11 protein-coding genes are annotated in these 11951 nt (G+C 33.5%); 8 read left to right on the plus strand and 3 right to left on the minus strand.

Annotated elements, in window-relative coordinates:
* The first annotated feature begins 156 nt into the window (after nt 1-156).
* Both NH286_RS09665 and NH286_RS09670 read left to right on the plus strand, forming a co-directional pair.
* Nucleotides 157-381 carry a hypothetical protein gene (locus tag NH286_RS09665; RefSeq protein ID WP_106460676.1) on the plus strand — a complete coding sequence of 75 codons (225 nt, stop codon included), beginning with the start codon at nt 157-159 and terminating at the stop codon, nt 379-381.
* Entirely contained in the window at nt 381-665 is a 285-nt protein-coding gene (locus tag NH286_RS09670) for a hypothetical protein (RefSeq protein ID WP_106460675.1), read from the plus strand. Before NH286_RS09665 ends, NH286_RS09670 begins: the two co-directional genes overlap by 1 nt.
* Before the next feature lie 30 nt (nt 666-695).
* Here NH286_RS09670 and NH286_RS09675 read toward each other — a convergent pair whose 3' ends face one another.
* The 3 genes from NH286_RS09675 to NH286_RS09685 all read right to left on the minus strand — a co-directional run bounded on the left by NH286_RS09675 (nt 696) and on the right by NH286_RS09685 (nt 4958).
* On the minus strand, nt 696-1403 hold the full coding sequence (locus tag NH286_RS09675; protein WP_106460674.1) for a TraX family protein: 708 nt from the start codon (nt 1401-1403) through the stop codon (nt 696-698).
* Nucleotides 1404-1518: 115 nt separating this feature from the next.
* Nucleotides 1519-4143 (minus strand): pyruvate, phosphate dikinase, encoded by a 2625-nt coding sequence (gene ppdK / locus NH286_RS09680; RefSeq protein WP_265238575.1) that lies wholly within the window; start codon nt 4141-4143, stop codon nt 1519-1521.
* Complete coding sequence (locus NH286_RS09685) at nt 4140-4958, minus strand: pyruvate, water dikinase regulatory protein (protein WP_265215330.1); 819 nt, start codon at nt 4956-4958, stop codon at nt 4140-4142. Before NH286_RS09685 ends, ppdK begins: the two co-directional genes overlap by 4 nt.
* 464 nt (nt 4959-5422) lie before the next feature.
* Between NH286_RS09685 and NH286_RS09690 the strand changes: the two genes are divergently transcribed.
* The 6 genes from NH286_RS09690 (at nt 5423) to NH286_RS09715 (ending at nt 11826) form a co-directional block, all read left to right on the plus strand.
* Nucleotides 5423-8059 (plus strand): valine--tRNA ligase, encoded by a 2637-nt coding sequence (locus NH286_RS09690; protein WP_106460671.1) that lies wholly within the window; start codon nt 5423-5425, stop codon nt 8057-8059.
* Nucleotides 8059-8787 carry a class I SAM-dependent DNA methyltransferase gene (locus NH286_RS09695; RefSeq protein ID WP_265214889.1) on the plus strand — a complete coding sequence of 243 codons (729 nt, stop codon included), beginning with the start codon at nt 8059-8061 and terminating at the stop codon, nt 8785-8787. The genes NH286_RS09690 and NH286_RS09695 overlap by 1 nt, the downstream gene beginning before the upstream one ends.
* A gap of 2 nt (nt 8788-8789) precedes the next feature.
* The gene (locus NH286_RS09700; protein ID WP_106460669.1) at nt 8790-8990 is read left to right on the plus strand and encodes a cold-shock protein; all 201 of its coding nucleotides are present in this window, start codon (nt 8790-8792) and stop codon (nt 8988-8990) included.
* 113 nt (nt 8991-9103) lie between these two features.
* On the plus strand, nt 9104-9472 hold the full coding sequence (locus NH286_RS09705) for a hypothetical protein (RefSeq protein ID WP_265238578.1): 369 nt from the start codon (nt 9104-9106) through the stop codon (nt 9470-9472).
* Nucleotides 9465-11048, plus strand: a complete 1584-nt coding sequence (locus tag NH286_RS09710) for an ATP-binding cassette domain-containing protein (RefSeq protein WP_265238580.1) — start codon at nt 9465-9467, stop codon at nt 11046-11048. The genes NH286_RS09705 and NH286_RS09710 overlap by 8 nt, the downstream gene beginning before the upstream one ends.
* Nucleotides 11032-11826: an ABC transporter permease gene (locus tag NH286_RS09715; RefSeq protein ID WP_265238582.1), complete on the plus strand. Its 795-nt coding sequence runs from the start codon at nt 11032-11034 to the stop codon at nt 11824-11826. Before NH286_RS09710 ends, NH286_RS09715 begins: the two co-directional genes overlap by 17 nt.
* Nucleotides 11827-11951: the final 125 nt, after the last annotated feature.

The following is an 11951-nucleotide window of genomic DNA, read 5'->3' on the forward strand; positions in this document are numbered from 1 at the left end:
TCTACTATTTGCCTTTTGAAGTCGTCTTCGTAGTGTCTAGCCAATTTAAAATCCTCCTATGATTTCTTATTATTTATTGTATCATATATTCGATTTTAAATTGTACTATTTATTGTATCCATACCAATTGTTTTTGTGAGATTTTTCTATTTTGTTTTGAAAAAATCATTTGAAAATAAAAATTCAACCACAGTTAAAATAGCAACTAGGGGGATTGTCTTATTTTTATATACAATTGCGATTTTAACACTCTTTGCCTATGCGATTTTTGCGACAGAAATGGGTGTAACTAAGAGAATTATATCAGGTCTTATTGCTATTTTTATGTCAATATATTTTGGTATAATTGTTAAGAAATATATAAAAAAGGAAGCTTACTAATGTGGTTAATTTTTAGTGCAGCTGCAATAATTACTGCCCTTTTAAATATAATGAATTTCAAAAACTCTTCGGATTTTTTTAGGTTTTTGTCTTTATCTTTTACAAGTCTAACTGTATGTGCTTTTTATGCCGATGGGGCAGGAAGGATTATAAAAGAAGACTGGGCAGGACTTATGGATACCATGCCAACTATTTCTAAGGCTCTTTGGATATGTGTGGCCCTTTCAATTGTTATAAATTCTATTTCTCTAATAAAGTCTTATAAAATAAAAAACACAAAATAAAAAGGCAGCTTAAATAAATTAAGCTGTCTTTTAGATTTTAAAGGCCATCCTTATTATTCCAAAAATTAAAAGATGGACTGGGTAAAATAGGTAGTTAAATATTTTATTTTGTTTGCCTTTTTCTCCATTATATAAAAGTACGGTTGCAAAACCGAGGATGGCGTAGATTTCCTTGATGATTACTAGGTAGGAAAGAACTGATGCTAGGATTCTTTTATCATAGAAAACATAATATAGGTAGATGGTTATAATGGCATAATACTCATAGTCTGATGAGATTAGCATAGATCCTAGACATGACAGAGCTACAAGAATTAGCGATACGATGACCCAAAGTGGTCTATTTTTTATGCTTTCTTTTAGCCTATCAATTACCATTATGGTAAAAAGTCCTAGGGCAAGACCCCAGAGAATATTTTGTGACCAGGTATTTACAAACTCAGCTGATTGGAACATATCGTAAGGGATTTCTGAAATCACCGCAAAAATTAAGAGATTCCTTAAATATTTCCAGCGTGATTTAGTCTTGAAAAATCCTTCCACTATCATGAAGGCAAAGATTGGAAAGGCAATCCTACCTAGGATGTCAAAGATAGTTGTAAGAATAACTAGGGGACCAGACCCAGTCAAAAATGGTGTTATAATTGCTTTATTAAAATGGTCTATAAACATTGAAGCGAAGGCTATATATTTAAGCTGGGCTCCATCTATTGCTTTAAATTTTTCTAATTTTTCCATAAATTCTCCTTTTAGATTATTTGAAGATTTTATCCTAAGAATATAAAAATTGCAAATTTTTTGTGAAAAAAATCTCCGGTTAGAAAGACTAACCGGAGAAAATTATTTTTATAGCTTATTTATTTTTTTCTATTGCTGCTTGAGCTGCTGCAAGTTTAGCTATTGGAATTCTAAATGGTGAGCATGATACATAGTCAAGACCTACATTGTATAGGTATTTAACTGTATTTGGTTCTCCACCGTGTTCACCACAGATACCAAGGTGTAGGGCAGAGTTTGATTTTCTACCTTTTTCTACAGCTGTTTCTACTAAGAAGCCAACGCCTTTTTGATCTAGTACTTGGAATGGATCCTTTTCTAGGATGTCTTTTTCGATGTAAGCTGGTAGGAATTTACCTGCGTCATCTCTTGATAGACCAAAGGTCATTTGTGTAAGGTCGTTTGTACCGAAGCTGAAGAAGTCTGTGATTTGAGCGATTTCATCTGCTGTTATAGCTGCTCTTGGGATTTCAATCATGGTACCTAGTAGGTATTTGATTTCCATACCTTGTTCTTCAAATACTTTTTCAATTTCTTTTACAACTATATCTTTTACGTAAGCTAGTTCGTGTACATCTGATGAAAGTGGGATCATGATTTCTGGAACTACTTTTATGCCTTCTTTATTTAGTCTAATAGCTGCTTGCATGATTGCTCTTGCTTGCATTCTTGAGATTTCTGGATAGATTACACCAAGTCTTAGACCTCTGAAACCTAGCATTGGGTTTACTTCTTGAAGTTCAGAAATTCTTTCGTGAATTCTTGCTGGTTGCATCTTTAATTCTAGGGCAAGATCAGCGATTTCTTTTTCTCCCTTTGGTAGGAATTCGTGAAGTGGTGGGTCAAGAAGTCTAACAGTTACTGGTCTTTCTTCCATTAGTTTGTAGATTTGATAGAAGTCTTCTTCTTGCATTGGAAGGATTTTATCTAGAGCTGATTGTCTTGTTTCAAGATCAGAAGCTAGGATCATCTTTCTAACTTGGAAGATTCTGTCATCAGCAAAGAACATGTGTTCTGTTCTACATAGACCGATACCTTCAGCGCCAAATTCTAGAGCTTGTTTTGCATCTCTTGGTGTATCGGCATTTGTTCTAACTTTCATATCTCTATATTTATCTACCCATTCCATGAATGTTCCAAATGCTCCGTGCATTTGTGGTGGTTGGGTCTCAAGAGATCCTGCATAGATTGCACCTGTTGAACCATCTATTGAAATTGTATCTTGATCTGTTAAAACTACATCGCCTACTCTTAGGGTATGTTCAAGTTCGTTTACGTGGATATCTGAAGCGCCAGATACACAGCATTTACCCATACCTCTTGCAACTACTGCAGCGTGTGATGTCATACCACCTCTTGCTGTAAGGATACCAACTGCTGATACCATACCTTCTAGGTCTTCTGGGCTTGTTTCTTCACGAACAAGGATTACTGTTTCACCATCTTTTGCTCTTTTTGCTGCTTCTGGGGCAGAGAAAGCTATCTTACCTACTGCTGCTCCTGGAGATGCTGCAAGACCTACTGTTAGGGCTTCAGACTTATCTATAGCTGCTTGAGTGAAGGTAGGGTGGAGAAGTCCGTCTAAGTCTTGTGGGTTAACTCTTAATAGAGCTTCTTTTTCGTCAACTAAGCCTTCTTCTACCATATCTACAGCTACTTGGACAGCTGCTTGGGCAGTTCTTTTACCATTTCTAGTTTGTAATAAATAGAGTTTACCATCTTGGATAGTAAATTCCATATCTTGCATGTCTTTGTAATGTTTCTCAAGAGTTTGAGCTGTGTTTGCAAATTCATCATATACTTCAGGCATTAAGTCTTTTAGATGGCTGATTGGTTCTGGAGTACGAACACCTGCAACAACGTCTTCACCTTGAGCGTTCATTAGGTATTCACCATATAGAACGTTTTCTCCTGTAGCTGGGTTTCTAGAGAAGGCTACACCAGTACCGCTTGTTTCGCCCATGTTACCAAATACCATTGATTGAACGTTAACAGCTGTACCCATTTTATCATCAATTTCGTTTAATTTTCTGTAAAGGATTGCCCTGTCGTTATTCCATGATGAAAATACTGCAGCAATAGCAAGGTCTAATTGTTTTCTAGGTTCTTGTGGGAATTCTTCGCCAGCAAGTTCTTTATAAACTACTTTATATTTATCAACTACATCTACAAAATCTTCAGCTGTAAGGTCATGGTCAGTTGCAACGCCTTTTTCATTTTTCTTGGCTGTTAGAACTTCTTCAAATTTATTTTTATCAAGTCCCATTGCAACATCAGCAAACATTTGAATAAATCTTCTATAAGAGTCGTAAGCAAATCTTCTGTTTTGAGTTTTATTTTCAAGACCCTTAACAGCAACATCATTAAGACCTAAGTTTAGGATAGTATCCATCATACCTGGCATTGATATAGGTGCACCAGATCTAACTGATACTAGAAGAGGATCTTCGTTATTACCAAAAGTTTTGCCATTGTGTTTTTCTAGGTCTTTAATATGTTCAGTAATTTCAGCATTTAATTCATCCCAAAGCTTTTTATCTTCTTTGTAATATCTGATACATGCTTCAGTTGTTACTGAGAAACCATAAGGAACATTGATTCCCATGTTGGTCATTTCTGCAAGGTTTGCTCCCTTACCGCCTAGAAGGCTTCTCATTGATTTGTCGCCTTCATCGAAGTTATAAACGTATTTTGTGCTCATAATTTTTCCCTTTCTTTATTTTGATTTAAATAATCAATTATAAGTTCCGAAGTTTCTTCTATAGATCTGTAAGTGACATCGATTATCGTACATCCCAAATCATTCATTAATTCAAGTGCGTAATCGATCTCGTTTTTGATACGCTCCTTAGAAGAGTAGAGAGAGTCTACTGAAAGATTGAGTGATTTTAGCCTTTCTTCTCTGATTTTTTTAAGTACATCCTTGTCAATAGTTAGACCGAAAATTTTACTTGGGTCAATTTCAAAAAGCGCCTGAGGGACTTTTGAATCTATAAGCAAGGGGATGTTACTAACTTTGTATCCCTTACTAGCCATATACATGGATAGGGGAGTTTTTGACGATCTTGAAACTCCTATGATAGCTATGTCGCAATGTTCAAGGCCCCTAAAATCTTGACCATCATCATATTTTATAGCAAAATCTAGGGCATCCATCCTCCTAGTATGGAGAAATTCAGTAGGGTCAATGAAATTAGATTCTTCGTGAGGATTTTCACCAAGAATCTTGGCCATGGAATTAATTGAATAATCCATAAGCTCAATGCTATTAATTTCATGAGCCTTACAGAAATTTTTGACATAGGCATTCATCTTAGAGTCTCTAAAAGAGTGATAAATTATTGAATTGTTAGAACTTTTAATTACACCTAGTATATCATTTAGCTTTGATAAGTTATTTAGATTGTCAAATACTTCTATTTTGTATTTGGCATCAAAATGACTCATGGTACTATTAACTATATCTTTTAATAGATAAGCACCGCCATCTGATATAAGGTAAATTTTTAAATCCATAATTACTCCTACACCAAGACTCTAAATATATTATAACAAAAAAAATCAAATAATGAAAATATTTTCATTAAGTCTGAAAATTTTTATTGATATATATTAAATTATATTCATTTTCGTAGATTTGTCTAGTAAAAAATTATTAAAATTAATTTACCGTATCAAAGCTATCGTTTTCATAAAGTGTTTTTTTCTAAAAGGTCTATATATTGACATTTTGGCAAAGATAAATATAATAAGACTATTAAATCAAATATTAACAATGAAAAAGGAGTAGTCTAGAAATAAGCTTAGAGAGAAGATGGTCGGTGTAAATCTTACTTAGGACTAGGTGAAGGTTGTTTTCGTATATGTTAGTGTAGCATGCATAAATGCAAAAGAGAGTCTTTTTATAAAGAAATTTAGGTGGTAACGCGATAATTCGTCCTATTAAGCGCTACCGCCTTTTTATATTGAAAGGAGAAATGATGGATACTAAATATAATCCACAGGATTTTGAAAAGAAAATTTACCAAAAATGGGAAAATAATGGATATTTTAAGGCAAAGGTAAATCCGGACAAAAAGCCATTTACAATTGTTATGCCACCACCAAATGTTACAGGTCAACTCCATCTTGGTCATGCCCTAAATAATACCCTACAAGATATCATAATTAGATATAAGAGGCTTGCAGGATTTGAAGCTTTATGGATACCTGGAACAGACCATGCATCTATATCTACAGAAGCAAAAGTAGTTGGTAAAATTGCTGCTGAAGGCAAAACAAAGGCAGATCTTGGAAGAGCTGGATTTTTGGAAGAAGCTTGGGACTGGACCCATAAGTATGGTGGCACAATCAAAAAGCAACTTAGAACTATAGGTGTTTCTTGCGATTGGGACCATGATTCCTTTACAATGGATGAAAATCTAACAAGAGCTGTTAAAAGAGTTTTCAAGAAAATGTATGATGATGGTCTAATTTATAGGGGTAATAGGATTGTAAACTGGGACCCAATGGCAGAAACTGCAATCTCTGATGCAGAAGTTTACCATAAGGATCAAAAGGGCAAGCTTTGGTATATCAAATACCACTATGAAGATTCCGATGACTTTATAACAATAGCTACAACCCGTCCAGAAACTATGCTAGGTGACCTGGCTGTTGCAGTAAACCCAGAAGATGAACGTTTTAAGGATAAAATTGGAAAAAATTTAATCTTACCACTAGTAGGTCGTAAGATTCCTATAATTGCAGATTCCTACGTAGATATGGAATATGGTACAGGTTGTGTAAAAATTACCCCATCCCATGACCCTAACGACTTTGAAGTAGGTGCTCGTCACGACCTTGGCCAATGTGTAGTCCTTGATTCCAAGGCCCACATAGTAGATGGCTATGGTAGATATTCTGGCATGGAAAGATACGAGGCGAGAAAAGCAATGCTTGCTGATCTTGAAAAAGAAGGCCTACTTGTAAAAATAGAAGAAATCGACCACGCTGTTGGATATTCTGAAAGAACAGATGTTGTAATAGAGCCACTTATTTCAAAGCAATGGTTTGTAAAGATGGATGGCTTTGCAAAAATGTGTATAGATGCCTATAATGATGGCGAATTAAAACTAATTCCTGATAACCTATCCAAAACCTATATGAACTGGCTAGAAAATATCAGAGATTGGACCATATCACGTCAATTGTGGTGGGGCCACAGACTTCCAGTATTTTATACAGAAGATGGAGAAGTCATCGTATCAGAAGAAATGCCAGATGAAAACGGCATGCTAGAGGGTAAAAAAGTAACACAAGATGAAGATACACTTGATACCTGGTTTTCATCAGCCCTTTGGCCATTTGCAACCCTTGGTTGGCCTGAAGAAAACGAAGAATTTGACTATTTCTTCCCAACAGATATCTTAATCACAGGTTATGATATAATATTCTTCTGGGTAATAAGAATGGTCTTTGCTTCCCTTTATACAACTGGAAAAGTTCCATTTTCTCACGTTTTATTCACCGGTCTAATTAGAGATAGTCAAGGCAGAAAGATGAGTAAGTCCTTAGGAAATGGTGTAGACCCAATAGATGTAGTTGAAAAATTTGGTGCAGATGCCCTAAGATTTACCCTAATCACAGGCAACTCTCCAGGAAACGATATGAGATATGATGAGGATAAGCTCCTTGCATCAAGAAACTTTGCCAATAAATTGTGGAATGCATCTAGATTTGTCCTAATGAATATAGATGAAAATGATAAGCTTGACGAAAACTTTGGAGACCTATCCCTAGAGGATGAATGGATTCTAAAGAGACTAAACCAAGTAATAGAAGATGTATCCAAAAACTTAGACAAGTATGAAATAGGTCTTGCAGCAGATAGGATAGAAGATTTTATCTGGAATGAATACTGTGACTGGTATATAGAATTCGCAAAAATCAGATTATATGGCGACAATCCTGAAGAAAAATTACAAGTTAAGAAGGTATTGCTTTACGTTCTTAAAAACATGCTAATCCTTCTTCATCCATTCATGCCATTTATAACAGAAGAAATCTACTCAGCACTTCCAAACAAAGATGACATGCTAATTGTAGAAAAATGGCCAGAAATAAGAGAAGCATATAATTTCGTAGAAGAAGAAAAGAATGTAAACTCAGTAATAAAGGCAATCACAGCCATAAGAAACCAAAGATCAAGCCTAAATGTACCTGCAAAAACCAAACAAAAACTTACAATCCTAGCAGAAAATGAAGCAAATAAGGCCCTAATCGAAAAGATCAAAGCCCAATTTATAAATCTAGCAAGCGCAAGTGAAGTAGAGGTAGAAAATAAGGCTGACTATAAAATTGAAGATGATGGCATGGTTAAGCTAGTATTTAACGAATTTTCTGTATATATGTCTTTAGATGAGCTTATGGATTATGATAAGGAAAGAGCTCGTCTAAAAGATGAAATTAAAAAGCTAGAAAGTGAAATAAAAAGAGCAGAAGGCAAGCTTTCAAACAAGGGCTTTGTAGATAAAGCACCAGAGGCAGTAGTAAATAAGGAAAGAGAAAAACTTGAAGGCTACAAGGATCTCCTTCAAAAAACAAAAGAAAGCCTAGAAGAAATTAAGGATAAGTAATGTACGGTGAATTTGCCTATATTTATGACAAATTATCATTTGATATAGAATATGAAAAATATGCTAATAATATCAAAAAATTAATAAAAGAATATGGGATTGAAAGAGAAAGGATGCTAGAGCTAGCTTGTGGCTCTGGCATGCTTACCAATCATTTTTTTGATGATTTTAAAGAAATTGATGCCCTAGATTTGTCAAGTGAAATGCTAGATTGTTTTGCATCAAAATATGACAATGACAAGGTAAATCTAATCTATTATGATATGGTAGACTTTGAAAATCCCAGGGCTTATGACCTAATAGTAATACTTCTAGATTCTATAAATTATGTGACAGATCCTAAAGATTTAGAAAAGCTTTTTAAAAATTGCTATAACAATCTAAAAGATGGAGGTCTCTTAATTTTTGATATAAATTCAGAAATGAAAATGAGAGAAATCTTTGGGTCAAATTGCTTTGTTTATGAGTATGAAGATATCTTCTATACTTGGGATAATTATATGGAAAATGACCTAGTAGATATGGAGCTTAATTTCTTTGTAGAAAATCCTGATGGGACCTACAAGAGAATTAGAGAATACCAATGTGAAAGAGTCTACAGCATAGATTATATGGAGAATTTAGCTAAAGATTCTGGATTTATTGATTTGAAAATATTTGATGAGGATACATCAGGAAAGGTGGATGAAGATACTTTAAGAGTATTATTTGCAGCAAGAAAGGCGTGAAAATGAGTATAGGTGTAGTTAAATTTTTTGACAATAAAAAAGGTTTCGGCTTTATAAAATGGGCTGGAGATGATATTTTTGTCCATTATTCAGATATTATAACCGAAGATGAATTTAAAAGACTCGATCAAGGCGATAATGTAGAATTTGAAAAAATTGATGCTCCAAGGGGGCCTCAAGCGATAAAAGTTAAGAAAATTTAAGGATTCCCTCATATTGAGGGACTTTTTTTATGGAATGTAAAAAACTCAAGAAAACTTATAATTGATTAACAAGCTAAATTGTGTTATTATAGAAGCATAAGAAAGGAAGACTTATGGATTTTTTAGATGGTGTTTTTTCTAAAGTAAGCAAGGCTTCTAACAAGGTTAGCGAGTCTGCAAAAACAAAATTAGAAGAAAATAAACTTAAAAAAGAATATAAAAATTTGGAAGAAGAGATGAACCAAGCTCTAAGATTACTAGGGTGTGAGGTCTATGATAGGCTTGAAAAAGGTGAAAGTCTGCCTGATTTTAAGGAAGAAAGAGAAAATATAAAATCTTTATATGAAAAACTTACAAATTTAAATAACCAAATAAATATCATGACCAATACCACTAGGAAGTGCCGTAATTGTGGGGCAATTTATGAAGCAAATTCAAATTTTTGCCCAATATGTGGACAGAAGAGAGAACTAAATGGATAAGTATTTTTTAAAAGAAAAATGTCCTCATTGTTCTCATAATCTAAAAATAGGATATAAGTATTGTCCAAATTGTGGGATTTTAGTTTCTAACGATGGACCTAGGGTGAAGAGGACTTCATATTTAGGCAAAAAAGATTTGACCAGAGAAGATATTCCCTTAGCAAAGCCTTTGCTAAATATGTATGATAGCCTAAGTAAGAGCATCAATGCTTCAGATAAAATTCTAAATGCAGATATATATCCTCTTATAGTTAAAATTGGAGAAGAAGTTGAGCTTTTAAAATTTAATAAGGAAATTATTCTAGAAGATGGTTCGATTTTGGCAAATGATTACAAGGGCTATTATTTTAAAGGAAATCCTAATTCAAATTCATTTGTAAATAAGAAATTAATAGATCCTAATAAGAAATATTATCTATTAAATAATGATCTAATTGAAGTAAATGGCTTATCACTTGTATACACTATCTTAGATCAGGAAGATGTCAAGTGGTGTAAAACAAAACTTGGTGAAGATTTTACACTAGATGTAGATTTTATAGAATATCAAAATGACAGATTATATATAAAACCTTCATCAAATGGACTTTACCTAAATAATAAAAAGATTTATGATGAAATTTTATTTAATAATAAGGATTTTGTACTAAACGATTCGAGGATGTTTATACTTAAGGATAATAATTTATTCTATCAAGATAAATTAGAAGATTATCAGAAAAAATCCAAGGCTATATTTGCTGTAAATATAAGCAAGGATGATTTCCTAGATGTAGATATAAGAGAAAAAGTAGTTATGACAGAAAATGGGCCCAAAACTCTCCTTAAGGATATAAAATTCAAGGCCCAACCAGGAGAGCTTATCCTAGTTTTAGGATCATCAGGTGCTGGTAAATCTACTCTTTTTAAAGAATTTTTGAATGAAGATAATGCTAATTCATCTATAAGTATTGGAAATATAGATTTTGCTAGAAATTTCAATTTGGTTAAGAGAATGGTTTCTACTGTACCTCAGTTTAATCTTTCAAGGGATAATGATACTGTTTTTATGACTCTTAAAAATTCTGGTCAGTTGAAATTACCAAGAGATTTTACTAAGGATGAGAACTTATTAGATGATTATGTACTAGAGATACTTAAAATGATGAATCTTGATAGAATCAAGGATTCTCTTGTAAGAGATTTATCAGGAGGTGAGAGAAAGAGGCTATCTATAGCTAGTGAATATATTTCATCACCTGTTGTATTTTTGCTTGACGAGCCAGATTCTGGTCTAGATGGCTATAATGCTAGGTCTATCATGGCTAATTTAAGGACCATAGCAGATAATGATAAGATAATAATGCTAATATCTCATAGTCCTGATAGGGTCATTGAATTATTTGATAAGATATTGGTCCTAGGTAAGAGCCAAAGTGAAAATTGCGGCAAGCTTGCCTTTTATGGAAGTCCTAAAGATGCGATGGAATTTTTTGCTACAAAAAACATCGAGACAATCGTTGATAGGCTTTTAGAAGACACAGATTATTATATAGATAAATTTAGAAGAGGGGGAGAAAGTGAATTACCTATCTAAGAAAGAACAGATAAAAGTATATTTAGGAAAATTAATTAGAGATTTTAAGAATAAGTCAAAGCTAATAATCCTACTAGGAGCGGTTACAACTCCAGCTATAGTTAGGATTGTTACAGGAGATGATAGCTTCCTTACAACATCATCTGATGCAGGAACTGCTGTTTTTATCCTGGCTTGTGCTTGCTTATGGCTTGGAATATTTAACTCCATTACTTCAATTTGTAAGGAAAGAGATATAATAAAGCATGAATATAGGGAAGGCCTTGACATAAAATCTTATATAGCAAGTCATATGATATTTGGTCTTTTAATATGTTTTATAGAAGCCTTGATAATTACTGCATTGCTTACAGTTTTCTACCACCAAAATATTGAAAACTATTTTGTACTAGTAGGTTTATTTATAAGTTTTTTCCTTATAATTTATGCAGCAAATGCGCTTGGTATTTTAATTTCTGCCGCAGTCAAAAATACAGAAATTGCAATGACAGTAATGCCATTTGTTTTGTTAATTCAATTGGTTTTAGCAGGAAATATTAAGCTTGAAAAATTATACCTACAAGCTATATCATGTCTTATGATAAGTAAAAATGGTTATGATGCGATCTTAAGATTGACAGGCTTTACTGAAAGGCCGGGTTCATTTCCAGGTGTAGGAAAGTTTATAGACTATAGTAACGTAAGTCATTTTATAGTTTGTTGGCTTGCACTAATTGCCCTATCAGCCCTAAGCGGTTATTTGGCGGGAGTGGTTTTAGAAAAAAATATAAATAAATAAAGGGGCTGTTGCAAAAGTCCTAACATAGAAAAAGACGAGGAAATTAAACATCCTCGTCTTTTTCTGATACAATGTATTTATGAAACAAAATAGTAATACATCATCATTAACTAATCTTACACTAG

Origin of the sequence: Anaerococcus sp. NML200574, from assembly GCF_026131665.1 — a bacterium.
In the GTDB taxonomy this organism is placed as follows: domain Bacteria; phylum Bacillota; class Clostridia; order Tissierellales; family Peptoniphilaceae; genus Anaerococcus; species Anaerococcus kampingae.

Coding starts and splice junctions, on each gene's coding strand:
- NH286_RS09670 (WP_106460675.1), top strand. CDS start 381: ATGTGGTTAATTTTTAGTGCAGCTGCAATAATTACTGCCCTTTTAAAT.
- NH286_RS09675 (WP_106460674.1), bottom strand. CDS start 1,403: ATGGAAAAATTAGAAAAATTTAAAGCAATAGATGGAGCCCAGCTTAAA.
- ppdK (WP_265238575.1), bottom strand. CDS start 4,143: ATGAGCACAAAATACGTTTATAACTTCGATGAAGGCGACAAATCAATG.
- NH286_RS09685 (WP_265215330.1), bottom strand. CDS start 4,958: ATGGATTTAAAAATTTACCTTATATCAGATGGCGGTGCTTATCTATTA.
- NH286_RS09690 (WP_106460671.1), top strand. CDS start 5,423: ATGGATACTAAATATAATCCACAGGATTTTGAAAAGAAAATTTACCAA.
- NH286_RS09695 (WP_265214889.1), top strand. CDS start 8,059: ATGTACGGTGAATTTGCCTATATTTATGACAAATTATCATTTGATATA.
- NH286_RS09700 (WP_106460669.1), top strand. CDS start 8,790: ATGAGTATAGGTGTAGTTAAATTTTTTGACAATAAAAAAGGTTTCGGC.
- NH286_RS09705 (WP_265238578.1), top strand. CDS start 9,104: ATGGATTTTTTAGATGGTGTTTTTTCTAAAGTAAGCAAGGCTTCTAAC.
- NH286_RS09710 (WP_265238580.1), top strand. CDS start 9,465: ATGGATAAGTATTTTTTAAAAGAAAAATGTCCTCATTGTTCTCATAAT.